We start from the raw sequence: 23,504 nt of genomic DNA, 5'->3' as shown, positions 1-23,504 counted from the left end.
CCCTGGAGGGCAACGCCCGGATTCAGAACTCTCAGCGTAACGTATTCTGCCAGGAATGAAGACTGAATAAATTTCAGCGAAAATTCATATGGACCATGAATGTGACTTTCATCACTTCAAACTTGCACGCTCAGCCAGTATTATCGGGAGAGTTAAACCCTCGCTGCCAGACGGCGAGGGTTTTCTTTTGGATTGGTTTCTGCGTTACACGCAGTATTAACGACATGGAGTAAAAAATGTCCAGACCTACAATTATCATCAATGAACTCGACGCAGAACGTATCGACAGACTGCTGGAAAAAGCAGAATTCGCCTCACTTCCGGTGGCTGACGCCCTGAACGAGGAGCTCGACCGGGCGCAGATGTGCACGCCAGAATCGATGCCGCATGACGTCGTCACCATGAACAGCCAGGTAAAATTCCGCAATCTGACTACCGGTGAAGAGTTGACCCGCACGCTGGTTTACCCGGCGCAGATGACAGACAGCAGCACACAGCTTTCCGTTCTGGCACCGGTGGGGGCCGCACTGTTGGGGCTGCGCACAGGGGATACCATCAACTGGGAGTTACCGGGAGGTACCTCTACCCACCTGGAAGTGCTGGCACTGATCTACCAGCCAGAAGCCGCAGGCGATTACCTGCGTTAACCCCTTCTGAACAAGCGCCCACCGCTTTGCACAGAGGATGCAGGCGCATCCTCTTTCCGCAAATTCACCCGAAATGCTTATATCGCGCGAAAAGGCCTTAATCCACGCTTAATCTGTTTTGGTGCCGTGGGGACGGTCATGAGTGAGATACTGGCTATCACACTTATTTTTCTGATTTTTGTGGCGATCATCGTCACGGCAGTGCTCTATCTTGAGCGCTACTGGTAACGCGTTTTTCTCCTGCTTCTCAAACGTAAAATATTCCATGGCTTGAAAAAGTGCCAGACAGCTATCAGAAACCTGAATCATTTTATGCTTGAATGTTTTTAGCGTTTATAAACAAGGAGAAACGGGTATGTATCAGAGAATCATTATGCCGGTTGATGTTTTTGAGATGGAGTTGAGCGACAAAGCGGTACGCCATGCGGAGTTTCTGGCGCAGAAGGACGGTGTTATCCATCTTTTGCACGTATTGCCCGGTTCCGCCAGCCTGAGCCTGCACCGCTTTGCTGCTGACGTGCGTCGCTTCGAAGAACATCTGCAGCACGAAGCTGAAAATCGCCTGCAAACCATGGCCAGCCATTTCAGTATCGATCCTTCACGCATCAAAACCCATGTCAGGTTCGGCAGCGTGCGCGATGCCGTTAACGAACTGGCAAGCGAACTGAAAGCAGACGTGGTGGTCATTGGTTCGCGCAACCCTTCCATCACCACACATCTGCTGGGATCAAACGCCTCCAGCGTGATCCGTCACACGCATATTCCGGTGATGGTGGTGAGATAAAAAAAGAGGCCACCTTTGGGTGGCCTCTTGATTTTGCAGGTGTAGTCTTACTTTCTTTTGTTATGCGGTTTTGGTGCGGATCAGATAGTCAAACGCGCTCAGCGACGCCTTAGCCCCTTCGCCAGTGGCGATGATGATCTGTTTGTACGGCACAGTCGTACAGTCACCCGCCGCAAACACGCCTTTTACGCTGGTTTCACACTTCGCATCAATGATGATTTCACCCATGCGGTTGCGCTCAATTGCACCTTCCAGCCAGGTGGTGTTCGGCAGCAGACCAATCTGGACGAAGATCCCGGAAAGCTGAACGTTATGCACATCGCCACTCACGCGGTCACGGTATTCCAGTCCGGTTACTTTGCTGCCGTCACCCTTCACTTCCGTGGTCTGCGCATTCAGTACGATGTCGACGTTTTTCAGGCTGCGCACTTTGTCCTGCAGCACCTGATCCGCTTTCATTTCTGGCGCGAACTCAAGCAGAGTCACATGTTCAACAATACCGGCCAGGTCAATAGCCGCTTCCACACCCGAGTTCCCGCCGCCGATCACCGCCACGCGTTTACCTTTGAACAGTGGGCCGTCGCAGTGAGGACAATAGGTCACGCCTTTGGTGCGATACTGATCTTCTCCCGGGACGTTCATATTGCGCCATTTTGCACCGGTGGCAATGATAATGCTGCGTGCCTTCAATACCGCGCCGGAGGCCGTTTCAATCTGGTGTAAACCGCCTTCTATTGCAGACGGCACCAGTTTGCTGGCGCTCTGGCTGTCGATAACGTCAACCTCATAATCGCTAACGTGCGCCTTCAGAGCACCGGCCAGCTTCTGGCCTTCGGTTTTCGGTACGGAGATGTAGTTTTCGATGTCCACAGTATCCAGTACCTGGCCGCCAAAGCGCTCGCCCATCAGACCGGTACGAATCCCTTTACGGGCAGAGTAAACCGCCGCTGCCGCGCCCGCCGGACCGGAACCGACGATCAGCACGTCGTAAGCATCGCGTTTGTTCAGCTCTTCCGCCGCACGTTTTTCAGCGCCAGTGTCCACTTTGGCAACGATTTCGGTGAGCGTCATGCGGCCCTGGCCAAATTCTTTACCGTTCATGTATACAGCCGGAACCCCCATCACGTTGCGATCGGTGATTTCGTTCTGGAACGTACCACCGTCAATCGCCGTGTGTTTGATGCGCGGGTTCAGAACCGACATCAGGTTCAGCGCCTGCACCACATCCGGGCAGTTGTGGCAGGAGAGTGAATAATAAGTTTCAAACTCAAAATCACCGTCGATATCACGGATCTGTTCCAGCAGCGCCTGCGCTTCTTTTGACGGATGACCGCCAGTCCACAGCAGTGCCAGCACCAGCGACGTAAATTCATGCCCCAGCGGAGAACCGGCAAAGCGCGGCCCCTGGTCAGAACCCGGGTTGGTAATCAGGAAAGACGGCTTGCGGACGGCACGCGCATTATCTTCTTTGAAGGTCACTTTCGGTGACAGTTCAGCGATCTCTGTCAGCAGTTCCTTGATCTCTGCCGATTTCGCGCTGTCATCCAGCGTGGCAATCAGCTCAACAGGTTTAGTCAGTTTCTCAAGATAGGCCTTGAGCTGGGTTTTCATGTTAGTGTCGAGCATTCTTCTTCCCTCTCTTAAAACGTCATCATGCAAGCTGCCTTATACAGGCGGCCTGAACGCAACTTGCATCATGGTGCTGGAATGAAATGGGCGCGGATGCGCCCATTGGGTGGACAAGACTTAGATTTTACCGACCAGGTCCAGGGATGGAGCCAGAGTCGCTTCGCCTTCTTTCCATTTTGCCGGGCACACTTCGCCTGGGTGAGACGCTACGTACTGAGCGGCTTTCACTTTACGCAGCAGGTCAGAAGCATCACGGCCGATACCTTCAGCGGTAACTTCGATAGCCTGAATAATGCCCTGAGGGTCAACGACAAAGGTCGCACGATCAGCCAGGCCTTCATCTTCACGCATGTTGTCGAAGTTACGGGTCAGGGCGCCAGTCGGGTCGCCGATCATCGCGTATTTGATTTTCGCGATGGTTTCAGAGCTGCTGTGCCATGCTTTATGAGTGAAGTGAGTGTCGGTGGACACAGAGTAAACGTCTACGCCCAGCTTCTGCAGTTCGTCGTAATGGTCTGCAACGTCACCCAGTTCGGTCGGGCAAACAAAAGTAAAGTCAGCCGGATAGAAGAAGAACACGCTCCAGCGACCTTCGGTATCTTTCTCAGTGACTTCAATGAATTCACCGTTTTTGAACGCCTGGTTTTTGAAAGGTTTAATTTTGGTATTAATCAAAGACATCTGTACTTCCTCCGTGTTTTCGTTGAGAAGTAAGGTAACCAACTTTGCTCATCGGGGCTAATGCGTTTGCGTTATCAAATCAATCAGCGATACCTAACAACACCAACAAGACAATAAGGTGAACCTTTTAAAGGAAACGCCAAAAGTAAAAAGGCCGCCTCAACGGGCGGCCCTGATACCTGAATTCCCCGCGGGTACATTCAGTGCCAGCCGAAACTGGCGTTGCGTTGCGCTCTACAACCCTTTATATCAAGGCAGTAACAGCGGTTTGATTACACCACCCGTACAGGTATTGGGCAATCCATAAGAGCGACATTCCTGTCTATGGCTGCAATAGGTTACGCCTAACATCATTCCGGCGCGTTATACATTTATTTTCGTGATAAAAATATCGTCATTTATAAATGACAGTTGTTATTTAAAACTACCACCTGAACTTCCAAGATAAAATTACCTTAATCACCTTTGAAGCACTATTTCAATAATCTGACGCCGTGATATATTAAGATGCGTTTAAATTAAAATTAAGAGCGTTAGCCACAAGGATTGTAAATGGTTAACTTCAAACTATAGTTATCAGTGATGTGATAACCCTAGCAAACACAGCATTCTCAGGACGAAACATGGCAAACCTCTACGACCTTAAAAAATTCGACCTTAACCTGTTAGTTATTTTTGAGTGCATTTATCAACATCTGAGTATCAGTAAAGCAGCCGAGACGCTCTATATCACGCCGTCTGCGGTAAGCCAATCACTGCAACGTCTGCGAGGTCAACTTAACGACCCGCTGTTTATCCGTTCTGGTAAAGGGATCACCCCGACCACCGTCGGCGTCAATCTGCATCAACATCTGGAGCAAAATCTTAACCAGCTCGAGCAGACCATTAACATGATGCACAGCAGTGGGCTAAAGAAGAGTTTTGTGATCTACTGCCCGCAGGTTTTGAGCACAAAAATCATGCTTGGCCCGATGAGACTGCTCATCGATAAGTATAATTATGAAGTTGAATTACATGATATTTTTCTTGCGCCGGATTCAGCAGAAGATCTGCTGGCCTACCGAAAAGCGGACCTGGTTTTTTCGTTCACGCCCTTAAACAGCCGCTCCATCACCTGCAGTCGGTTTTCTCAACTTCCTTTTGTTCTGGTTTGTCGGGAGGATCATCCGCGCATCAGCGAAAACCCGACGTGCGAAGAGATTCTCAATGAAAACTTCACCGCCTACCTGAGCGATGCGAGCAGCGTTAAAGCCTATCAGGAACAGGTCGACCACTTTTTAACGGAAAGAAATATTGTCTTTCGTAGTGACTCTTTTATTTCTCTTCTGACGATGATCAGTTCATCCGACCTCATTGGAATAGCGCCAGTTGCGACCTTTGAACAATATGGTTCCGCACTGAAATTACGTAAAATCGAAACCGATATCCAATTCCCAGGCATTGATATTTACATGATGTATAATCGCTCTGCGTTAAACAGCTCAGCATTCGCAAGTTTCATTGAGGAAATAACCTTACCATGAGTTTTTTCGTGGCCCCGGCACAAAATTCGGAGCCACAAGCTTTCAAAAACATACACCGTCGTTATATAAATAAACGCATTATTTTTACATTCATTTATTTTTTTGACTGATACAATCCTTTCTCCAGTCTTGATACTAACGTCTGGTATTTATTACTCAGGATGAGAATAACCATGTCAATTTATAAGTCCCCTCTGAATCAGGATGTTCTCACTGCCGCACGGGAGCGAATAAAATGGACTCTCGAGCATTTACCCAGGACCTGCGTCTCTTTTTCGGGGGGTAAAGACTCCACCGTCATGCTTCATCTTGTTGCCCGGCAGGCACGTCTGATGAAAACCAAAATAGATGTGCTCTTTATCGACTGGGAAGCACAATTTTCCCATACCATCACCCATGTTGAACATATGCGCGAACTGTACAGCGATGTTATTGACCATTTCTGGTGGGTGGCGCTTCCCCTGACAACGCAAAATTCGCTGTCACAATTCCAGCCGGAATGGCAATGCTGGGAACCCGGTACCCTTTGGGTTCGCCAGCCACCAGAAGATGCGATAACCGATCCCTACTATTTTCCTTTCTACCAGCCAGGAATGACGTTTGAGACCTTTGTCCGCTGTTTCTCCGACTGGTACTCATGCAATCGCCCGGCCGCCGTGCTGATTGGTATTCGCGCCGATGAGTCTTACAACCGTTTTCTGGCTATCGCTTCGGCACGTAAGCAGCGGTTTGCAGATGATAAACCCTGGACGAGCGTCGCACCGGGTGGACACGCCTGGTATATCTACCCTCTCTACGACTGGAAAACCGCCGATATCTGGACCTGGTTCGCCGAATCGGGATGTTGTTATAACCCGCTCTATGACCTGATGTTCCAGGCTGGGGTGCCGCCTCGCTATATGCGCATCTGTGAACCCTTTGGCCCGGAGCAACGCCAGGGGTTGTGGCTCTACCATGTTGTTGAGCCTGAACGCTGGGCGGCCATGTGTGAACGGGTGAGCGGCGTGCGCAGCGGAGGGATCTATGCCGGTCACGATAATCATTTTTATGGTCACAGGAAAATCCTCAAACCCGAACACCTTTGCTGGCGCGAATATGCCATGCTGCTCCTCGACAGCATGCCGCAAAATACAGCAGAACATTACCGCAATAAAATCGCCATTTACCTGCACTGGTATCAGAAGAGGGGTATGGCCGATATTCCCGATACTCAGGACGGTGATATCGGCTCCAGAGACATCCCTTCATGGCGCCGTATCTGCAAGGTTTTACTCAATAACGATTACTGGTGCAGGGCGTTGTCATTCAGCCCTAATAAGCCCAAATATTATCAACGCTACAGCGACAGAATGAAGGCTAAACGCAAGGAGTGGGGCATTTTATGCGACAAAGAATAATTACCGAGATGGAAACGTATCTTCAGTCACTTCCCGAAGAGGAGCGAATTAATGCCATAAATGCATTTCGTGAAGCAATACATCAAAACAGCCCTTTTCGCGAGCAACCTATAGACTGTGTCCTCTGGATCAGGCAGGACGCGATTACCGCCAACGATTACAACCCCAATAATGTTGCACCTCCTGAAAAGCGGCTGCTCAGTCAATCGCTGGAACTTGATGGATTCACCCAACCTATCGTGGTAACAGAAAGTGAGCCGCAGCACTACGAAATCGTGGATGGTTTTCATCGCCATGAAATCGGCACCCATCGGGCGGCACTAAAGCATCAGCTCAAGGGATACCTACCCGTCACCTGCCTGCGCCAGGACCGACAGGATAAAAATTACCGTATGGCCGCAACCATTCGTCACAACCGGGCGCGTGGTCGACACCAGATCAATGCCATGTCAGACATCGTCCGTGAACTGGCACAGCTTGGCTGGAATGATGAGAAAATTAGCAAAGAGCTCGGTATGGACAGCGACGAGGTCCTGCGTCTCAAGCAAATCAACGGTCTGCTGGAACTGTTTGCAGACCGTCGTTACTCAGAAGCCTGGACGGTAAAATAATCAGAGTGTGTTCAGGCGCTCTGCAGCCGCCAGTAGCGTCGATTCCTGCTTTGCGAAGCAAAGGCGGATAAGTTTATGCGGGAAGGGATCGGCGCAGAAAACCGACAGAGGAATGGCTGCCACACCCACTTCTTTTGTCAACCACTGGCAGAAACTCACATCATCCAGATCCGAAATAGCACTGTAATCTGCCAGCAGGAAGTACGTACCTTCAGACGGTAAAATTTCCAGACGGCTTTTACTCAGCGCATTCACAAACAGATCCCGACGTTCACGATAGAAATCGGGCAGATCGCGATAATGCTCTGGTTCTGCTCGCAGCATATCCGCCAGTGCCAGTTGAGCTGGCGTGTTCACCGCAAACGTCAGGTACTGGTGCACTTTACGTAACTCAGCACTGATGGCTGCCGGGGCCACGCAGTAGCCCACTTTCCAGCCGGTCATATGGTAAGTTTTACCGAATGACGAGACGGCGATCGCCCGCTCGCGAAGCTGCGGATGGGCCAGCACGCTGGCGTGCCCTTCTTCGGCAAAGCAGATGTGCTCGTAGACTTCATCGCTCAGCACGTAAATTTCACGGTCACCAATGGCCTGCCACAGCGCCGCGAAATCAGCTTTCTGCCACACCGTCGCAGACGGGTTATGCGGTGTATTCAGAATCACCAGGCGAGTTTTTTCGCTCAGCAGCCCCTCAAATGCCTGCCAGTCTGGGCGGAAATGCGGTGGCTGGAGCGCAACACGTTTCACCACGCCGCCGGAAAGTTCAACCGCAGGCGCATAGCTGTCGTAGCTCGGGTCAAAGCAGATAACCTCATCGCCCGCACGCACCAGCGCAGTAATAGCCGCATACAGCGCTTCGGTCGCCCCGGCGGTTACCGTAATGTCGCTGGCCGCATCGGGCTTATAGCCATATAACTCGGCCGTCTTGTCCGCAATGGCGTCCCGCAGCACCTGTACGCCCGTCATCGGCGCATACTGATTCGCCCCCTGTGCAACATGGTACGCCAGACGTTCCTGCAGAAAAGCCGGGCCGTCAAAATCCGGGAACCCTTGCGAAAGATTAATGGCGTTATGTTGCTGCGCCAGCGCACTCATCTGCGTGAAGATGGTGGTGCCAAGATTGGGAAGTTTACTCTGCGGAATCAATGCGTTGTTGCTCATTGTAGTGTGCCTGCTTGTAATACTTATGTTGCTGCCACTATAACACGATGTTAGTCTTTGGCAATCAAGACGCTTAGACGTCTAAACCATATCCATATTCCTGTCCGGGAGGGCAAAAGGAAAATGACACACAACCTGCAACTCACACACCTGGTCGATGCCTGCCGCTGGATTGGCGCCAAAGGCTGGGCGCCTGCTACCGGCGGTAATATGTCGGTGCGTCAGGATGCGCAGCTTTGCTGGCTCAGTGAGTCCGGCAAAGATAAAGGCAGCCTCACCACAGACGATTTTTTGCAGGTGGAGATCGCCACCAATCGCGCACCGTCGGGCCGTAAGCCGTCAGCAGAAACCGGCCTCCATACGCTGATTTACCGCCTGTTCCCGGAGGCCAACGCGGTGCTGCATGTCCACACCGTCAACGCCACGGTGTTATCCCGTCTGGTCAAAGAAGCCGAGCTGAAAATCAGCGGTTTCGAGATGCAAAAATCCCTTATCGGACAGACCTCGCATCTGGATACAGTCGCTATCCCGGTATTTGACAATGACCAGGATATTGACGCCCTCGCCTCACGAATCGCCCATTACGCTCAGGAACGCCCGCTTAATTATGGTTTTCTTCTGCGCGGCCATGGCTTAACCTGCTGGGGACGTGACGTGGCAGAAGCCCGCCGTCATCTGGAAGGGCTAGAATTCTTATTTGAATGCGAAATGCGTTTACGACAACTGGAGAGAGTATGATTCGCGCAATTGTGACGGATATTGAAGGCACCACCAGCGATATCCGTTTTGTCCACGATGTTTTGTTCCCCTACGCGCGTGAACGGCTGGCGGCCTTCGTGACTGCCCAGCAGTACGCCGAGCCGGTCAACTCCATTCTGGACAATCTGCGTGATGAAATCAGCAACCCGCATGCCAGTACCAGCGAGCTTATCGAGGCCCTGTTTGCCTTTATGGATGAAGATCGCAAATCCACTGCGCTGAAGGCCCTGCAGGGCATCATCTGGCACGACGGCTATGTGAACGGTGACTTTACCGGCCATCTCTACCCGGACGTGCTGCCTGCGCTGGAAAAATGGAAAGCGCAAGGCATTGATCTCTATGTTTATTCCTCTGGCTCCGTTGCTGCGCAGAAACTGTTATTTGGCTACAGCGATGAAGGTGATATTACTCATCTGTTCAGCGGTTATTTTGATACCCACATTGGTGCCAAGCGCGACGTGCAGTCTTATCAGAACATTGCGACGCAAACGGGTATTGCCGCGTCGCAGATCCTGTTCCTGTCGGATATTCATCAGGAGCTGGACGCCGCTGAACAGGCAGGTTTTCGCACCCTGCAACTGATTCGTGGTGATGATGACGGCGCAAGCCATCACCATCAGGTACACCAGTTCGACGAGATTAATCCGGAGCAGATCCCTTCATGAGCGCATTAACCATTTATTCCGATAAAGACGCCAGTCAACACCAGTGGCACAGCACCAACGCAGCCGAGATCGCCCAGCAGCTCAACGCTAAAGGCGTGCGGTTTGAACGCTGGGCTGCGGATCGTGATTTAGGCCGCGACCCTGCGCCGGAAGCCGTGATCGAGGCGTATCAGCATGCCATCGACAAGCTGGTGGCGGAGAAAGGTTATCAGAGCTGGGACGTGATCAGCCTGCGCGCCGACAACCCGCAGAAAGAGGCGCTGCGCGCGAAGTTCCTGAATGAACACACCCACGGCGAAGATGAAGTGCGCTTCTTCGTGGAAGGTGCTGGGCTGTTCTGCCTGCATATTGGCGATGAGGTGTATCAGGTGCTGTGCGAGAAAAACGACCTGATTTCCGTACCCGCTGGCACGCCCCACTGGTTTGATATGGGTTCAGAGCCGAACTTTACTGCGATCCGTATTTTCGATAACCCGGAGGGATGGATTGCGCAGTTTACCGGTGATGCCATTGCAGATGCGTATCCGAAACTCGCATGACGCAGCAGTTTACTCCCTCTCCCATTGGGAGAGGGCCGGGGTGAGGGCATCAGCGCGCACTATGTGTTGAGCCCCTTCACATACGCCACCAGTTGATCCAGCACAATCCCCCACCCTTCGTGGAAGCCCATCTGCTCGTGCTGTTCACGGATTTCCGCCGTGGGATGGCGGGCAATCGCGGTGTAGCGGGTTTTACCTTCTCCTGCATCTTCCAGCAGCAGGATCGCCGTCATAAAGGGTTTTTCTGCCGGTTTCCAGTCCTCGGTGTAGCCATCGGTGAAGACCAGCTTCCTGCCCGGGTCGATTTCCAGAAAGACGCCTTTGTTGTCCATCCGTTGTCCATCTACCTCAAAAACGGTGTTAAACCGCCCGCCTACGCGCAGGTCGAGGTCGCATTCGGTCACTTTATGAGGGACAGGGATAAAGAAATTTTTGATGTGTTCCGGTGTGGTCCAGCAGAGCCACAGCAGGTCGCGTGGTGCATCCACCACGCGTTCCAGTTTTAGGTCTGTGTTGGGATCAAGCTTCACGATTCTGTCCTCTAAAGGGAAACCCTTAAAGGATAGCCAGGCTCAGGCAAATTTCCCCTTTGCCACCTCCTCTGGCGTGACTACGCCGGTATCCAGCACCCACCCACTGATAAGCGACGCAGGCGTAACATCAAACGCCGGGTTATAAACCTGCGCATTTTCAGGCGCCCACTGCACTGCGCCAAAGCTGCCCGCCACGCCCGTCACTTCGCTGGCGGCGCGTTGTTCTATTGGGATAGCTTCACCGTTCGGGCAATCCGGGTCGAGCGTGGTTTGCGGAGCGGCCACGTAGAACGGAATGCCGTGGAATTTCGCCAGCACCGCCAGCGAGTAAGTACCGATTTTATTCGCCACGTCACCGTTAGCGGCAATGCGGTCTGCGCCTACCCACACGGCGTCCACCAGCCCTTTTGCCATCAGGCTGGCGGCCATGGAATCGGTAATCAGCTGATAGGGTACGCCCAGCTCTCCCAGCTCCCACGCGGTCAACCTTCCGCCCTGCAACAGCGGACGCGTTTCATCCACCCAGACGTTGCTGATCTTGCCTTCCTGATGGGCACGGGCAATGACCCCAAGCGCCGTCCCCACGCCCGCCGTCGCCAGCCCGCCGGTATTGCAATGCGTCAGCAGGCGGCTACCAGGTTTAACCAGCGCACTACCGGCTTTCGCAATGGCGTCGCAAAGCTGTTTATCTTCGTCGATCAGACGCAGCGCTTCCTCCACCAGCGCCGGAACAAAATCTTCCTGCCACAGCGCCAGCTTCATGCGGTCGAGGTTGTTCATCAGGTTGACTGCCGTCGGGCGGGAGGCGCGCAGTGTTTCCAGCGCCAGCGCCAGTTCGTCACGACTGTTGCCGTTTTCAGCCAGCAGGGCCAGCAACAGGCTTGCAGAAAGCCCAATCAGCGGCGCGCCACGCACGCGCAGGGCGTGAATGTGCCCCACCAGCGCCTCGGTAGTGGAAGCATCCAGCCAGCGTTTCTCCTGCGGAAGCGCCTGCTGATCGAGAATAAATAGCTGATTTTCCGCCACCCGCAGGCTGGTCGTCTGTAATGTCTGCATGTCGTTAATTCTCTGTTGCGTTGATGTATCACATTGTGTCAGGATGAAATCCAGATGTATAGACGTCTAAATGTCTTTATTACCAAAATCAGTGAGGATCAGGCAATGTCGCAATACCGTACCTTTACCGCCCAGGACGCCGTGGAGTATGCAAAGCAGTTTGGCGGCCTTGACGATCCCTCCTCACTGGTCGAAGCGCAGGAAGTGGGCGACGGCAACCTCAATCTGGTATTCAAAATTTTCGATACCCAGGGCGAGAGCCGCATCATCGTGAAACAGGCCCTGCCTTACGTCCGCTGTGTTGGCGAGTCCTGGCCGCTGACGCTGGATCGTGCCCGTCTGGAGGCGCAAACCCTGGTTGAGCATTACCAGCATAGCCCGCAGCACACCGTTAAAATTCACCACTTTGACCCGGAACTGGCGGTGATGGTGATGGAAGATCTCTCCAGCCATAACATCTGGCGCGGCGAGCTGATTAAAAACACCTTCTACCCACAGGCCGCGCGCCAGCTGGGGGAATATCTCGCCCACACGCTGTTCCACACCAGCGACTTTTATCTGCACCCGCACGATAAAAAGGCGCAGGTGGCGAAGTTCATTAACCCGGAGATGTGCGAGATCACCGAAGATCTGTTCTTCAACGATCCGTACCAGATCCACGAGCGTAATAACTACCCTGCCGAGCTGGAAAACGACGCTGCTGCCCTGCGTGACGACGCGCAGTTGAAAATCGCGGTAGCTTCACTCAAGCACCGTTTCTTCTCTCAGGCCGAAGCGCTGCTGCACGGCGATATTCACAGCGGCTCTATCTTCGTGGCTGACGGAAGCCTGAAAGCTATCGATGCGGAATTTGGCTATTACGGCCCGATTGGCTTTGATATCGGTACCGCCATTGGCAACCTGCTGTTGAACTTCTGCGGCCTGCCGGGGCATCTGGGTATTCGCGATGCCGCCGCCGCTCGCGAACAGCGTCTGAGCGATATTCAGGTGCTGTGGAACACCTTCGCTGAACGCTTCCAGGCGCTGGCACACGAGAAAACGCGCGATGCCGCGCTGAGCGCACCGGGCTACGCCTCTGAATTTCTGAAAAAAGTGTGGAAAGATGCTATCGGCTTCTGCGGCACTGAACTGATTCGCCGCAGCGTCGGGCTTTCGCACGTGGCAGATATCGACACCATTCAGGACGACGCTATGCGCCACGAATGTCTGCGCCATGCCATTACGCTTGGCAGAGCGCTGATTGTGATTGCCGAGCGCATCGACACTGTGGAAGAGCTGGTGGCGCGAGTACGTCAGTACAGTTGATTGCTTTTGCCGGGTGGCGGCTTCGCCTGACCCGGCCTACGATCCGCGTGTAGGCCCGGTAAGCGAAGCGCCACCGGGCGAATACTCATCCCAGATACTCAATCACCGACAACCCGCCGTTGTAATCCGTGCTGTAGATAATTCCCTGCGCGTCCACAAACACATCGCAGGACTGGATCACCTGCGGGCGATTCGGCCGCGTATCCATCATCCTCTCCGGTGCCGCTGGCACCAGAGCCCCGGTTTCCACCGGACGGTACGGATTGGAAATATCATACGCGCGCACACCCGCATTCTGATACGTGGCAAAAATCAGCGTTGAACTGACAAAGCTCCCCGGCCGGTTCTCGTGCAGGTTATGCGGGCCGAAATGCGCCCCTTTCGCCACGTAATCAATCTCATCCGGCTGCGGGAAAGTGGAGATACTCACCGGGTTCGCCGGATCGCGAATATCAAACAGCCAGATCAGCTTCTCACCGTCTTCCTGGTTATCCAACACCGCTTCGTCGAGCACCACCAGCAGATCGCGGTCCGGCAACGGCAGCGCAGTGTGGGTGCCGCCACCAAACGGTGGGCTCCAGTTACGGTGGCTAATCAGCTTCGGCTGGGTGCGGTCTTTCACGTCCAGCAACGTCAGCCCGCCATCACGCCAGCTACCGTAGGCCGTGTCCCCGGCGATGATCGCGTGGTGCAACGCGTAGCGTTTGCCTTCCGGCCACTCCGGCTGCTCGCCTTCGGCCTGGTTCATCCCCGGCAGCCACCAGCGCCCCGCCACCTCAGGCTTGCGCGGATCGGCCAGATCGATGGTCAGGAAAATATAATCGGTAAAACCATCGATCAGCGCCGAGACGTAAGCCCAGCGCCCGCCGACGTACCAGATGCGGTGAATACCGATACCGTTCAGTGACAGAAAACCGATTTCGCGCGGCGTGTCCGGCGTGGAGATATCAAATATCCGCAGCCCGGCGCTCCAGCCTTTATTCCGAACATCGCTGACGGTTTCCCCCACCTGACGGGTGTAGTAGATCTTCTCGTCGGCGAAACGGGCATCGGCAAACAGATCGCGGGCGTTAATCACCAGCAGCAGGTCGTCATGTGCCTGCAAATGAACGTTCCAGGTGCCCGGCGGCGCAGGCACGTAGCCTGCGGCTTTTGGGTTTTTCGGGTCACGCACGTCCACAATCGAAAACCCTTGCGACACCATATGGCCAATATAGGCAAAACCGCGATGCACCATCAGCTGCACGCCGTCTGGGCGACCGCCCTGGTCGCTATGGCCAATCAGCCGCATATTGCGGCTGTATTCAGGCGCGGGCAGCACACTCATTTATGTTTCGCTTCCAGCGTCGCAAACCACGGCGCGATAAAATCTTCGGTCTGGCCCCAGCCCGGAATAATTTTACCCAGAGACGCCACGTTCACCGCGCCCGGTTGGGCGGTCAACAGCGCCTGCGGGATCGCCGCAGCTTTGAAGTCGTAGGTTGCTGGCGTCGCTTCCCCGGCAATCTTGTTCGCCACCAGACGCACGTTGGTGGCACCAATCAGCTTCGGATCGACTGCCACGCTCACTTTCCACGGACTGCCCGGTTCACGCATCAGCTGGAGATCCTGGTTAGAAATGTCGATGCTGTAGAGTTTGATTTCGGTGCGGCCATTCTCTTTCAGGGCCTTATATGCGCCCTGGCTGAACGCATCCCAGGTTCCCCAGATGGCGTCGATTTTGCCTTTCGGGTATTTCGCCAGAATCGCACCCACTTTGTTGGCCGTGTCGCCCTGCACGTCAGAAGACACTGCGCCGATGGACTCCAGCTCTTTGATATCCGGGTACTGCTTTTGCAACTCTTTATACGCGGCCTGGCGGCGTTCCATTGGCGGGAAGCCAGCCACCCACAGCTTGACGATGTTGGCTTTGCCGTTGAAATCTTTCGCCAGCTGGCCGAAGGAGAGATTTGTCAGAGAGGCATCATCCTGCTGGGTGACGGTCACGCCCGGGATCTCGCCGTTAACGGCGGTATCAAACACCGAAACCTTAATCCCGGCATCCACCGCTTTCTTCACCAGCGCCGTCGAATACGGATCGCGGCCCTGAGAGAGGATGATCCCGTCATACTTCTGGCTAATCGCCTGGTTCACAAAGTCCTGGAATTTGGCGTCATCACCGTTACTTAAAAAGGTGCTGACCTTAAAGCCAAGCTTTTTCCCTTCCTGAATGGCACCGGCGACAAACTGGGTAGTGTTGTCGTCTGAGCCGAGGTTGCGGATCACGGCAATGCGGATCGGGCCTTCGTGGTTCGCAATGGCTGCCGGAACCGGCGTCGGCGTCGCCGCATAGCCAGGCAGTGCAGTCAATAAACCCAATGCCACCAAAGAGAGTGCGATTTTTTTCATTCTGTTATCCCGTTGTGTTGTTATAAATCGTTAGCGTTTTTGTATGTAGGTAATCGCCAGCGCCACGGCGAGCACCAGCCCTTTTATAATGTCCATGGCGTAATACGGTACCGACAGCATCACCAGGCCGTTCGACAGCACGCCGAGGATCACCGCCCCAACCAGCGTCCCGAGCGCGTTCGGTTTGCCGGAGCCTGCCAGCGAGAATCCAATCCACGCGGCCGCCACCGCATCCATCAGATAGCCGCCGCCCGCATTTACCTGCGACGAGCCAATGCGTGACGCCAGCAAAATGCCGCCGAGTCCAGCCAGCAAAGAGGCAATCACGTATGCCGCCACCTTGTAGCGCGTGGTGCGAATACCAGAGAGACGCGCCGCTTCAGGGTTACCCCCAATGGCATACATGCGTCGACCGTGGGTGGTCAGCGAAAGGCCAAGCTGGGCCACAATGGTCACCACCAGCATAATGATCACGATGGTTGGCACCTGCCCCAGCAGGCTGAACGACGCCGGAATGGTTCCTTCCGCCATGTCGCCGCTCGGCAGCACCATATTTTCAGTGATCGACCCGCCATAGCTGTAGGTCATCGCCACACCCTGAATCACGAACAGGCTGGCAAGCGTAGCCAGCATGTCCGGAATTCGCAGGATGACGATCAGAAAGGCATTGAACAGCCCGACCAGCGTACAGAGCGCAAGGGTGATCAGAATCGACTCGGTGGTGCCGAAGCCGTGCCAGACGAAAAGCGAAATCACCAGTGCGTTCGCCAGCGACGCAGTTGACCCAACGGAGAGATCAAACCCGCCGATGGTCAGCGAAATCGACACGCCAATGGCAATCACCGTCACGATGGCAATCGAGCGCAGAATGTTGATGATGTTGTTCGGGTCAAGGAAGCTGTCCGACGCCAGGCCAAAGACGGCCACCAGCGCGACAACGGTCAACAGCATGCCCCACTTGTAGAGAAAATCGAAAATCTGCTTACGGCCAGACGCCGCCGCGTTAACTGAAAGGGCCTTGCTCACGACGCCGTTCCTCCGGTTGAATAATAAAGTAGTGTCTCTTCGCGGGCCTCGGCACCGGCGATTTCCGCCACGATGCGTCCGTCCCACAGCACGCAGATGCGGTCACACAAGCCCACCAGCTCGGCAAATTCACCGGAGGCATAAATGACGCCTTTGCCCTCGCGAGCCAGCCCGTCAATGAGCTGGAACAGATCGGTTTTGGCTTTCACATCCACGCCTTTGGTCGGCTCGTCGAATATCAGCACACTGGCGTCATTGCGCAGCCACTTGCCAATGGCGACCTTCTGCTGGTTCCCGCCGGACAAGCGGCGCAACATCTGCCCCGGCCCGCGCGCTCGTACACCTACGCGGGCAATTACCTCTTCCGCCCAGCGCCACGCCTGGCGATGGCCAAACAGGCTCCAGCGCGAAAAAGAGTTATCCGCCGTTACCGACAGATTCATGCTTACCGGCTCATCAATAAAGATGCCCTCTTTGCGTCGTTCTTCCGGCACCAGCGCCAGACCGCGCAGTACCGAATCTGCCGGGTCTCGCGGCTGCCAGGATTCATGATTCAGCTCACCGCTCGCCACGCGGCTTTTGCTGGCGCCAAACAGCGCCTTGCAGAGTTCGGTCTTACCTGCGCCCGCCAGCCCGGCAATGCCGAGAATTTCGCCTTTACGCAGGTGCAGGGAGATATCTTTCAGCAGCGCTTCATCGTGCAACCCCTCAACCCGCAGCAGCGTTTCTTCACTGTGTGGAGGCCGCGCAGGCGGGTAGATATCGCTCAGCTCGTGACCAAGCATTTTCTCGACGATCGCTTCGCCGCTGAGCTCCGCCATCGGACCTGACTCAATCAGCTTGCCGTCCCGCAGCACCGTTAAGGTGTCGCAGATAGCTTTCAGTTCATGAATGCGATGGGAGATAAACACCACGCCGATGCCCTGCTGCTGCAGGCGTTTCACCACCGTGAACAGACGCTCGCTTTCATGGGTATCCAGCGGGGCGGTTGGCTCGTCGAGGATCAAAAAACGGCAGTGGTGCGACAGCGCGCGCGCCAGCAAAATTTGTTGTTTTTCAGCAAGGGTGCAGCTATCGATTGAGCGGCGTACATCCAGCACCACATCCAACTGCGCCAGCGCCTGTTTTGCCTGCTGGCGGATATCCCGCCAGTTGTAGCGGTGTCCCGGCTGTGCAAGCTGGTCGAGCATGATGTTCTCGGCAATGCTTAAGCCCGGGATCAGCGCCACGTCCACTTCCTGCTGCACCAGGTGAATGCCCAACCGTTTGGCGTCAAGCGGCTCGCGGATTGTCACCGGCTGGTTGTTTATGCAGATCTCGCCTTCATAATGATCGTGCGTCCCACACAACACCGCCATCAGCGTCGATTTTCCTGCACCATTAGCACCGGTCAGCGCGTGTACGGTTCCGCCGATCAGCGTGAAATCCACGCGCGACAGCGCCTGAAAGCCAGAAAAGGCCAGGCTGATACCGCGCATCTCAAGGCGACTGGAAACCATCCGCGTTAAATCCTTCATTAATATTCTGATTTATTGAATTTTTCACAGCTCCGGTTGACTGACAACGACGGAAAAGGCATAAGATAAAGCAAAATATTATTAGCCATCTGGATGTCCAGACATAACATCAGGTTAGCGCTTCCTAAAATTAAGGACAACACCATGAGCAATACCGATATCCGCGTCGTTCCAGGCCCGGCGAACTACTTCTCACACCCCGGCAGCCTTGCGCATCTGAATGATTTCTTTACCCCAGAGCAGCTTTCCCGCGCGGTGTGGATTTACGGCGAACGCGCCATTGAGGGAGCCCGTCCTTTCCTGCCAGAGAGTTTTAACGCCGCGGGCGCAAAACATCTGTTGTTTAAGGGCCACTGTAGCGAGCGGGATGTTACCCATCTGGTGAATGAATCAGGCGATGACCGCAGCGTAGTGATTGGCGTTGGCGGCGGGGCGTTGCTCGATACCGCCAAAGCCGTGGCGCGCCGTCTGGGTGTGCCAGTGGTTGCCATTCCAACCATCGCCGCCACCTGTGCCGCATGGACGCCGCTTTCCGTCTGGTATAACGATGCGGGTCAGGCACTGCAGTTCGAAATCTTCGATGATGCCAATTTCCTGGTGCTGGTGGAGCCGAAAATCATCCTGAATGCTCCGGCGGAATACCTGCTGGCGGGCATCGGCGATACGCTGGCGAAATGGTATGAAGCGGTCGTGCTGGCACCACAGCCTGAAAACCTGCCGCTGACCGTGCGTCTTGGGATCAACGGCGCACTGGCTATTCGTGACGTACTGCTGGAACGCAGCGAAGAGGCGCTGGCTGACCAGCAGCACGGTAAACAGACGCAGGCGTTCAGGGACGTGGTGGACGCGATTATCGCCGGTGGTGGGATGGTCGGCGGTCTGGGCGAGCGCTATACCCGTGTAGCGGCTGCGCATGCCGTACATAACGGGTTAACCGTGTTACCGCAAACCGAAAAATATCTGCATGGCACCAAAGTGGCGTACGGCATTCTGGTGCAAAGTGCCCTTCTCGGCCAGGACGATGTGCTGGCGCAACTGGTGGCGGCGTATCAGCGCTTTAATCTGCCAACCACGCTGCGTGAGCTGGAAGTGGATATCCACAACCGTGAAGAGCTGGACAAGGTGATTGCTCATACCCTGCGTCCGGTGGAGTCGATTCACTATTTGCCGGTTACGCTCACGCCTGAAGTTCTGCGCACTGCGTTTGAGAAGGTGGAATCCTTCAGCCGTTAATCTCCCGAACCGTCTATACCTAATGATGATTCTCACCACTTTCGCAACGAGGTCATCATGCAGATCGATTTAACAGGTAAGAGGGCGCTGGTTACCGGCGCCAGCCGTGGATTGGGTCGTGCGATTGCGCTGTCACTGGCACGCGCCGGTGCCGATGTAGTTATTACGTATGAAAAATCCTATGATAAAGCCCATGCCGTCGCCAGTGAGATACAAGCGCTTGGGCGGCGCTGTGAGGCGGTTCAGGCCGACAGCGCCAGCGCCGAGGCCATTCAGGAGGCCGTGACTCACGCGGCGCGTACCCTCGGAGGCCTGGATATCCTTGTGAACAACGCCGGGATTGCGCGCGGTGGCCCGCTGGAAGCCCTGACGATTGCGGATATTGACGCGATGATTAACGTCAATATTCGTGGCGTGGTGCTCACGACTCAGGAAGCGCTGGTGCATATGTCCGACGGCGGGCGCATTATCAATATCGGCAGTTGTCTCGCTAACCGCGTGGCGATGCCCGGTATCGCCGTTTACGCCATGACCAAATCCGCCCTCAACTCTTTCACCCGAGGACTGGCCCGCGATCTGGGACCACGGGGGATTACCGTTAATCTTGTCCATCCAGGCCCGACAAACAGCGATATGAACCCCGAGGACGGTGAACAGGCTGAAGCCCAGCGCCAGATGATTGCCATTGGTCATTACGGTCAACCTGAGGACATTGCCGCCGCCGTGACCTTCCTGGCGAGCCCGGCAGCCGGACAGATCTCCGGCACAGGGCTGGATGTTGACGGCGGTTTGAACGCCTGATCGCACACATGATGCAAGCCTCTGTCGTCCGGCAGAGGCCTTTTCGAGCAGCTTCGACGATTCGCGTTTTGCCGCTTTCTCCCGTTATTTCTCCGCTCTACAGTACCCCATAAGAAATTCGGAATTTATCTAATAGTCTTATTATTTCCTTATATTTTGTGTGGGCGTACAGTGGAGGTACGGATGAAGATTGTCTGGTCCAATGGTGCAAAGAAGGCGTTTTCAAAGATTGACGAGCGGTATCAGCGACGCATTGAGGTAAAGCTTACTGAGCTGGATGACCGCTCAACTCCCCGGCTCGATATCAAAAAAATATCGGCGACAGAAGATCATTTCCGGCTACGTGTTGGCGATTACCGCATCATCTATACGCTTCGGGACGATCCCGATAACCATTGTTATGTTTTGGCCGTCAAGCGCAGAACTTCAACGACTTACCTGCATGAGGAGAGTGCCACCTATGGCTGTACAGCTAATCAAGGACGATAACGGGAAAACGCAGTACGCCGTTATTCCCTATCACGAATATTTTCGTATGCTCTTACAGATGTCAGAAATTGACGACGAAACCGATGACGATCTAGAGGATATTGAGGTCGAACACGATAGTCTGGATGACGTGGAATTGCCCGGAGAAGTGTGCAGCATCATGACCTGGCAGAACGTCAGCCTGCAGGCCGCCTGGCGCATCCTGCGCGGGTTATCCCAGCAGGAAGTGGCAGAGAAACTCGGTATCAGCCAGTCTGCTGTGTCACAGCTGGAAGCCCTGGACTCCCGTCCGCAAAAACGCACCCGCGAAAAACTCGCGGCAATTTATGGCTGCAAGCAGGAGCAAATCAGCCTCTATTTACCGAAAGAGGGTTAACAGCACTTCGCGCCGCCCTTGCCGCCGTAGCGGGCATCCTGGCGATCGCGGAAAAATTCTTCGTAGGTCATCGGCTTCTGGTCGGGATGGGTGACGCGCATATGCTCGACGTAGTTGTCGTAGTCCGGCACGCCAATCATCATTTTGGCGGCTTGTCCCAGGTACTTACCTGCTTTGGAAAGGGTGTCGAACATAATTCAGATCTCACAGGAAATGCGGGCCGGGTAAGGCGAAACCGCCACCCGGCACACAGGTTAATGCGCCCCTTTCGCCTGGGTCACAATCTCTTCCAGGTTTTCAGGCATTGGTTCATACGGTGTCTCTTTCGCCGTCGGCTTGTCTTCTTTCAGCGCCGCCAGCGCGGTTTTGAGAGAATACAACGCCAGCACCACGACCACCACCATAAAGAAGATGGTCAACCCGGCATCCAGACGGTTGTTAAACACCAGTTGCGACAGCTGAGACTCCGTATACTGCGCCGGGATCTTACCGCTGTCGATCATCGCCTGGAACTTGTTGGCAATGGCCAGGAAGCCCACTTTGTTATCCGGGCTGAAGGCTTTCTGCCAGCCCGCCGTCAGGGTACAAATCAGCAGCCACGCCGTTGGCAGCAACGCCACCCATGCATAACGCTGGCGCTTCATCTTGAACAGTACCACCGCGCAGAGCATCAGCGCCATGCCTGCCAGCATCTGGTTGGCGATACCGAACAGCGGCCACAGGGTGTTAATCCCGCCCAGCGGATCCACCACGCCCTGATGCAGGAAATAGCCCCACGCCAGCACGCACAACGCCGTCGCCAGCAGGTTGGCCGGTAACGAATCAGTCCGTTTCAGGTTCGGGGAGATAACGCCCAGCAGGTCCTGCAACATAAAGCGTGCTGCACGGGTACCGGCATCTACTGCGGTAAGAATAAACAGCGCTTCAAACAGAATGGCGAAATGATACCAGAACGACACGTCCATCAACCCGCCCAGTGCGCCGTGCAGAATGTAGGCCATACCCACTGCCAGCGTTGGTGCACCGCCCGCACGCGAAATAATCGACTGTTCGCCGACTTCATTAGCAATACTGGTCAGTGTATCCGGCGTAATGGCAAAGCCCCAGCCGCTCACCACCTGAGCCGCAGAGGCGACCACGTCAACGGTTCCGGCTGGTGCCAGTACCGCCATTGGGCTGTTCATCGCAAAGTACACGCCCGGATCGATAATACAGGCAGACACCAGCGCCATGATCGCCACGAAGGATTCCATCAGCATCCCGCCGTACCCAATCAGGCAGGCCTGATTTTCATTGGCAAGCATTTTCGGCGTGGTCCCGGAGGCAATCAGGGCGTGGAAGCCAGACACCGCACCACAGGCGATGGTAATAAACAGGAACGGGAACAGGTTACCGGTCCAGACCGGACCAGTACCGTCAATAAATTTGGTCAGCGCAGGCATGGTCAGCGTCGGGCGCATAATCAGAATGCCGATAGCCAGCCCAACGATGGTGCCAATTTTCAGGAATGTAGAGAGGTAATCTCGTGGGGCCAGCAGCAGCCACACCGGCAGCACCGCCGCCACAAACCCGTAACCCACCAGCATCCAGGTCAGCTGTACGCCAGTAAAGTCGAAGAACGGTGCCCAGGTTGGGCTTTCCGCCACCCAGCCGCCGGAAATAATGGCGAACACCAGCAGCACCAGACCAATCACCGACACTTCACCAATACGTCCCGGACGCAGGTAACGAATGTAGATCCCCATGAAAATGGCCAGTGGAATGGTGAAGACGACGGTGTACGTCCCCCACGGGCTGTGGGTTAACGCTTTCACCACGATCATCGCCAGCACCGCCAGAATGATCACCATGATCATAAAGGTCGCCACCAGCGCAATCACCCCAGCGGTTGCACCCATCTCCTCTTTCACCAGTTCACCCAGTGAACGCCCGTCGCGACGGGTGGAGACGAACAGCACCATAAAGTCCTGCACCGCCCCTGCCAGCACCACGCCGGCGAGGATCCAGATCATCCCCGGCAAATAGCCCATCTGCGCCGCCAGCACCGGTCCCACCAGCGGGCCCGCTCCGGCAATCGCCGCAAAATGGTGTCCGAACAGCACTTTTTTGTCGGTCGGCACATAGTCCAGCCCGTCGTTATGGCGGACGGCAGGCGTCATGCGCGTAGCGTCAACGCCTAAGACGTTCTTAGCGATATAGCGGCCATAAAAACGATACGCGATCAGATAAATGCAGACGGAGGCGACGACTATCCAGAGCGCATTGATCTGTTCCCCCCGATTGAGGGCGATATAGCCCAGGGCAAAAGCTCCCACAACGGAGAGCCCTGCCCATATAAGGTATTTCCCTGAGTTGTTCATAGTTGTTGTCCGTTGTTGTGAAAC

The 23,504-nt window shown here is 54.8% G+C and carries 25 protein-coding genes; 14 read left to right on the top strand and 11 right to left on the bottom strand.

Going from position 1 to position 23,504, the window contains the following annotated elements:
• The first annotated feature begins 236 nt into the window (after nucleotides 1-236).
• The 3 genes from rnk to uspG all read left to right on the top strand — a co-directional run bounded on the left by rnk (nucleotide 237) and on the right by uspG (nucleotide 1,431).
• A complete protein-coding gene (rnk, locus tag ACLHV9_RS06575) occupies nucleotides 237-647 on the top strand; it encodes a nucleoside diphosphate kinase regulator (RefSeq protein ID WP_108090604.1) in 411 nt (136 codons plus the stop codon).
• A 138-nt stretch (nucleotides 648-785) separates the two neighbouring features.
• Nucleotides 786-875, top strand: coding sequence for a small membrane protein YldA (gene yldA, locus ACLHV9_RS06570; protein ID WP_272910382.1), 90 nt, complete (start codon nucleotides 786-788; stop codon nucleotides 873-875).
• Between the two features lie 127 nt (nucleotides 876-1,002).
• On the top strand, nucleotides 1,003-1,431 hold the full coding sequence (gene uspG / locus ACLHV9_RS06565) for a universal stress protein UspG (RefSeq protein WP_028019488.1): 429 nt from the start codon (nucleotides 1,003-1,005) through the stop codon (nucleotides 1,429-1,431).
• A gap of 60 nt (nucleotides 1,432-1,491) precedes the next feature.
• Here the strand turns inward: uspG and ahpF are convergent, their stop codons facing one another.
• Nucleotides 1,492-3,057, bottom strand: coding sequence for an alkyl hydroperoxide reductase subunit F (gene ahpF, locus ACLHV9_RS06560; RefSeq protein ID WP_108090605.1), 1,566 nt, complete (start codon nucleotides 3,055-3,057; stop codon nucleotides 1,492-1,494).
• A 120-nt stretch (nucleotides 3,058-3,177) separates the two neighbouring features.
• On the bottom strand, nucleotides 3,178-3,741 hold the full coding sequence (ahpC, locus tag ACLHV9_RS06555) for an alkyl hydroperoxide reductase subunit C (protein ID WP_008501015.1): 564 nt from the start codon (nucleotides 3,739-3,741) through the stop codon (nucleotides 3,178-3,180).
• Between the two features lie 623 nt (nucleotides 3,742-4,364).
• On the opposite strand from ahpC, the gene citR reads away from it, so the two are divergent.
• The 3 genes from citR (at nucleotide 4,365) to ACLHV9_RS06540 (ending at nucleotide 7,272) form a co-directional block, all read left to right on the top strand.
• Nucleotides 4,365-5,264 (top strand): DNA-binding transcriptional repressor CitR, encoded by a 900-nt coding sequence (gene citR, locus ACLHV9_RS06550; protein ID WP_108090606.1) that lies wholly within the window; start codon nucleotides 4,365-4,367, stop codon nucleotides 5,262-5,264.
• A gap of 173 nt (nucleotides 5,265-5,437) precedes the next feature.
• Entirely contained in the window at nucleotides 5,438-6,661 is a 1,224-nt protein-coding gene (locus tag ACLHV9_RS06545; RefSeq protein ID WP_407220305.1) for a phosphoadenosine phosphosulfate reductase, read from the top strand.
• The gene (locus ACLHV9_RS06540; protein ID WP_407220304.1) at nucleotides 6,646-7,272 is read left to right on the top strand and encodes an IbrB-like domain-containing protein; all 627 of its coding nucleotides are present in this window, start codon (nucleotides 6,646-6,648) and stop codon (nucleotides 7,270-7,272) included. Before ACLHV9_RS06545 ends, ACLHV9_RS06540 begins: the two co-directional genes overlap by 16 nt.
• On the opposite strand, the gene ACLHV9_RS06535 is transcribed toward ACLHV9_RS06540, so the two are convergent.
• Nucleotides 7,273-8,433, bottom strand: coding sequence for a pyridoxal phosphate-dependent aminotransferase (locus ACLHV9_RS06535; protein ID WP_108090608.1), 1,161 nt, complete (start codon nucleotides 8,431-8,433; stop codon nucleotides 7,273-7,275). It abuts the gene before it with no gap.
• Nucleotides 8,434-8,556: 123 nt separating this feature from the next.
• Here ACLHV9_RS06535 and ACLHV9_RS06530 point away from each other — a divergent pair, with 123 nt between their 5' ends.
• From ACLHV9_RS06530 to ACLHV9_RS06520, 3 genes are read left to right on the top strand one after another with little or no spacing between them, the layout of a single operon-like run.
• The gene (locus ACLHV9_RS06530; RefSeq protein WP_108090609.1) at nucleotides 8,557-9,171 is read left to right on the top strand and encodes a methylthioribulose 1-phosphate dehydratase; all 615 of its coding nucleotides are present in this window, start codon (nucleotides 8,557-8,559) and stop codon (nucleotides 9,169-9,171) included.
• Nucleotides 9,168-9,857, top strand: coding sequence for an acireductone synthase (mtnC, locus tag ACLHV9_RS06525; protein WP_108090610.1), 690 nt, complete (start codon nucleotides 9,168-9,170; stop codon nucleotides 9,855-9,857). Before ACLHV9_RS06530 ends, mtnC begins: the two co-directional genes overlap by 4 nt.
• Nucleotides 9,854-10,396: a 1,2-dihydroxy-3-keto-5-methylthiopentene dioxygenase gene (locus tag ACLHV9_RS06520; protein WP_108090611.1), complete on the top strand. Its 543-nt coding sequence runs from the start codon at nucleotides 9,854-9,856 to the stop codon at nucleotides 10,394-10,396. Before mtnC ends, ACLHV9_RS06520 begins: the two co-directional genes overlap by 4 nt.
• A gap of 59 nt (nucleotides 10,397-10,455) precedes the next feature.
• Here the strand turns inward: ACLHV9_RS06520 and ACLHV9_RS06515 are convergent, their stop codons facing one another.
• Together ACLHV9_RS06515 and mtnA are read right to left on the bottom strand one after the other, a co-directional pair.
• Nucleotides 10,456-10,926, bottom strand: coding sequence for an SRPBCC family protein (locus tag ACLHV9_RS06515; RefSeq protein ID WP_028019497.1), 471 nt, complete (start codon nucleotides 10,924-10,926; stop codon nucleotides 10,456-10,458).
• Nucleotides 10,927-10,968: 42 nt separating this feature from the next.
• On the bottom strand, nucleotides 10,969-11,985 hold the full coding sequence (mtnA, locus tag ACLHV9_RS06510) for an S-methyl-5-thioribose-1-phosphate isomerase (protein ID WP_108090612.1): 1,017 nt from the start codon (nucleotides 11,983-11,985) through the stop codon (nucleotides 10,969-10,971).
• Between the two features lie 105 nt (nucleotides 11,986-12,090).
• Here mtnA and mtnK point away from each other — a divergent pair, with 105 nt between their 5' ends.
• Complete coding sequence (gene mtnK / locus ACLHV9_RS06505; protein ID WP_407221167.1) at nucleotides 12,091-13,290, top strand: S-methyl-5-thioribose kinase; 1,200 nt, start codon at nucleotides 12,091-12,093, stop codon at nucleotides 13,288-13,290.
• An 85-nt stretch (nucleotides 13,291-13,375) separates the two neighbouring features.
• Here the strand turns inward: mtnK and ACLHV9_RS06500 are convergent, their stop codons facing one another.
• The 4 genes from ACLHV9_RS06500 to ACLHV9_RS06485 are packed head-to-tail and all read right to left on the bottom strand — an operon-like array spanning nucleotide 13,376 to nucleotide 18,203.
• Nucleotides 13,376-14,617, bottom strand: coding sequence for an LVIVD repeat-containing protein (locus ACLHV9_RS06500; RefSeq protein ID WP_407220303.1), 1,242 nt, complete (start codon nucleotides 14,615-14,617; stop codon nucleotides 13,376-13,378).
• Nucleotides 14,614-15,678 carry a sugar ABC transporter substrate-binding protein gene (locus ACLHV9_RS06495; protein ID WP_108090614.1) on the bottom strand — a complete coding sequence of 355 codons (1,065 nt, stop codon included), beginning with the start codon at nucleotides 15,676-15,678 and terminating at the stop codon, nucleotides 14,614-14,616. The genes ACLHV9_RS06500 and ACLHV9_RS06495 overlap by 4 nt, the downstream gene beginning before the upstream one ends.
• A 30-nt stretch (nucleotides 15,679-15,708) precedes the next feature.
• A complete protein-coding gene (locus ACLHV9_RS06490; protein WP_108090615.1) occupies nucleotides 15,709-16,704 on the bottom strand; it encodes an ABC transporter permease in 996 nt (331 codons plus the stop codon).
• The gene (locus ACLHV9_RS06485; protein WP_108090616.1) at nucleotides 16,701-18,203 is read right to left on the bottom strand and encodes a sugar ABC transporter ATP-binding protein; all 1,503 of its coding nucleotides are present in this window, start codon (nucleotides 18,201-18,203) and stop codon (nucleotides 16,701-16,703) included. Before ACLHV9_RS06485 ends, ACLHV9_RS06490 begins: the two co-directional genes overlap by 4 nt.
• 162 nt (nucleotides 18,204-18,365) lie before the next feature.
• Here ACLHV9_RS06485 and ACLHV9_RS06480 point away from each other — a divergent pair, with 162 nt between their 5' ends.
• The 4 genes from ACLHV9_RS06480 to ACLHV9_RS06465 all read left to right on the top strand — a co-directional run bounded on the left by ACLHV9_RS06480 (nucleotide 18,366) and on the right by ACLHV9_RS06465 (nucleotide 21,120).
• Nucleotides 18,366-19,454 (top strand): oxidoreductase, encoded by a 1,089-nt coding sequence (locus tag ACLHV9_RS06480; RefSeq protein ID WP_407220302.1) that lies wholly within the window; start codon nucleotides 18,366-18,368, stop codon nucleotides 19,452-19,454.
• 57 nt (nucleotides 19,455-19,511) lie between these two features.
• Entirely contained in the window at nucleotides 19,512-20,255 is a 744-nt protein-coding gene (locus ACLHV9_RS06475) for an SDR family NAD(P)-dependent oxidoreductase (RefSeq protein ID WP_049008033.1), read from the top strand.
• 183 nt (nucleotides 20,256-20,438) lie between these two features.
• Nucleotides 20,439-20,744 (top strand): type II toxin-antitoxin system RelE family toxin, encoded by a 306-nt coding sequence (locus ACLHV9_RS06470; protein WP_108090618.1) that lies wholly within the window; start codon nucleotides 20,439-20,441, stop codon nucleotides 20,742-20,744.
• Complete coding sequence (locus ACLHV9_RS06465) at nucleotides 20,716-21,120, top strand: helix-turn-helix domain-containing protein (protein ID WP_045909615.1); 405 nt, start codon at nucleotides 20,716-20,718, stop codon at nucleotides 21,118-21,120. The genes ACLHV9_RS06470 and ACLHV9_RS06465 overlap by 29 nt, the downstream gene beginning before the upstream one ends.
• Here the strand turns inward: ACLHV9_RS06465 and ACLHV9_RS06460 are convergent.
• Nucleotides 21,117-21,314, bottom strand: a complete 198-nt coding sequence (locus tag ACLHV9_RS06460; protein ID WP_108090619.1) for a YbdD/YjiX family protein — start codon at nucleotides 21,312-21,314, stop codon at nucleotides 21,117-21,119. The two genes, ACLHV9_RS06465 and ACLHV9_RS06460, sit on opposite strands and share 4 nt — an antisense overlap.
• 60 nt (nucleotides 21,315-21,374) lie before the next feature.
• Nucleotides 21,375-23,480, bottom strand: coding sequence for a pyruvate/proton symporter CstA (gene cstA / locus ACLHV9_RS06455; protein WP_108090620.1), 2,106 nt, complete (start codon nucleotides 23,478-23,480; stop codon nucleotides 21,375-21,377).
• Nucleotides 23,481-23,504 lie beyond the last annotated feature (24 nt).

The sequence above is a fragment of the Enterobacter sp. CPE_E890 genome (genome assembly GCF_046521475.1).
GTDB lineage: Bacteria > Pseudomonadota > Gammaproteobacteria > Enterobacterales > Enterobacteriaceae > Enterobacter > Enterobacter adelaidei.
Note: the sequence above shows the minus strand (reverse complement) of the source record. Positions and strands in the feature narration are given on the sequence as shown.

Coding starts and splice junctions, on each gene's coding strand:
- rnk (WP_108090604.1), top strand. CDS start 237: ATGTCCAGACCTACAATTATCATCAATGAACTCGACGCAGAACGTATC.
- yldA (WP_272910382.1), top strand. CDS start 786: ATGAGTGAGATACTGGCTATCACACTTATTTTTCTGATTTTTGTGGCG.
- uspG (WP_028019488.1), top strand. CDS start 1,003: ATGTATCAGAGAATCATTATGCCGGTTGATGTTTTTGAGATGGAGTTG.
- ahpF (WP_108090605.1), bottom strand. CDS start 3,057: ATGCTCGACACTAACATGAAAACCCAGCTCAAGGCCTATCTTGAGAAA.
- ahpC (WP_008501015.1), bottom strand. CDS start 3,741: ATGTCTTTGATTAATACCAAAATTAAACCTTTCAAAAACCAGGCGTTC.
- citR (WP_108090606.1), top strand. CDS start 4,365: ATGGCAAACCTCTACGACCTTAAAAAATTCGACCTTAACCTGTTAGTT.
- ACLHV9_RS06545 (WP_407220305.1), top strand. CDS start 5,438: ATGTCAATTTATAAGTCCCCTCTGAATCAGGATGTTCTCACTGCCGCA.
- ACLHV9_RS06540 (WP_407220304.1), top strand. CDS start 6,646: ATGCGACAAAGAATAATTACCGAGATGGAAACGTATCTTCAGTCACTT.
- ACLHV9_RS06535 (WP_108090608.1), bottom strand. CDS start 8,433: ATGAGCAACAACGCATTGATTCCGCAGAGTAAACTTCCCAATCTTGGC.
- ACLHV9_RS06530 (WP_108090609.1), top strand. CDS start 8,557: ATGACACACAACCTGCAACTCACACACCTGGTCGATGCCTGCCGCTGG.
- mtnC (WP_108090610.1), top strand. CDS start 9,168: ATGATTCGCGCAATTGTGACGGATATTGAAGGCACCACCAGCGATATC.
- ACLHV9_RS06520 (WP_108090611.1), top strand. CDS start 9,854: ATGAGCGCATTAACCATTTATTCCGATAAAGACGCCAGTCAACACCAG.
- mtnA (WP_108090612.1), bottom strand. CDS start 11,985: ATGCAGACATTACAGACGACCAGCCTGCGGGTGGCGGAAAATCAGCTA.
- mtnK (WP_407221167.1), top strand. CDS start 12,091: ATGTCGCAATACCGTACCTTTACCGCCCAGGACGCCGTGGAGTATGCA.
- ACLHV9_RS06500 (WP_407220303.1), bottom strand. CDS start 14,617: ATGAGTGTGCTGCCCGCGCCTGAATACAGCCGCAATATGCGGCTGATT.
- ACLHV9_RS06495 (WP_108090614.1), bottom strand. CDS start 15,678: ATGAAAAAAATCGCACTCTCTTTGGTGGCATTGGGTTTATTGACTGCA.
- ACLHV9_RS06485 (WP_108090616.1), bottom strand. CDS start 18,203: ATGGTTTCCAGTCGCCTTGAGATGCGCGGTATCAGCCTGGCCTTTTCT.
- ACLHV9_RS06480 (WP_407220302.1), top strand. CDS start 18,366: ATGAGCAATACCGATATCCGCGTCGTTCCAGGCCCGGCGAACTACTTC.
- ACLHV9_RS06475 (WP_049008033.1), top strand. CDS start 19,512: ATGCAGATCGATTTAACAGGTAAGAGGGCGCTGGTTACCGGCGCCAGC.
- ACLHV9_RS06470 (WP_108090618.1), top strand. CDS start 20,439: ATGAAGATTGTCTGGTCCAATGGTGCAAAGAAGGCGTTTTCAAAGATT.
- ACLHV9_RS06465 (WP_045909615.1), top strand. CDS start 20,716: ATGGCTGTACAGCTAATCAAGGACGATAACGGGAAAACGCAGTACGCC.
- ACLHV9_RS06460 (WP_108090619.1), bottom strand. CDS start 21,314: ATGTTCGACACCCTTTCCAAAGCAGGTAAGTACCTGGGACAAGCCGCC.
- cstA (WP_108090620.1), bottom strand. CDS start 23,480: ATGAACAACTCAGGGAAATACCTTATATGGGCAGGGCTCTCCGTTGTG.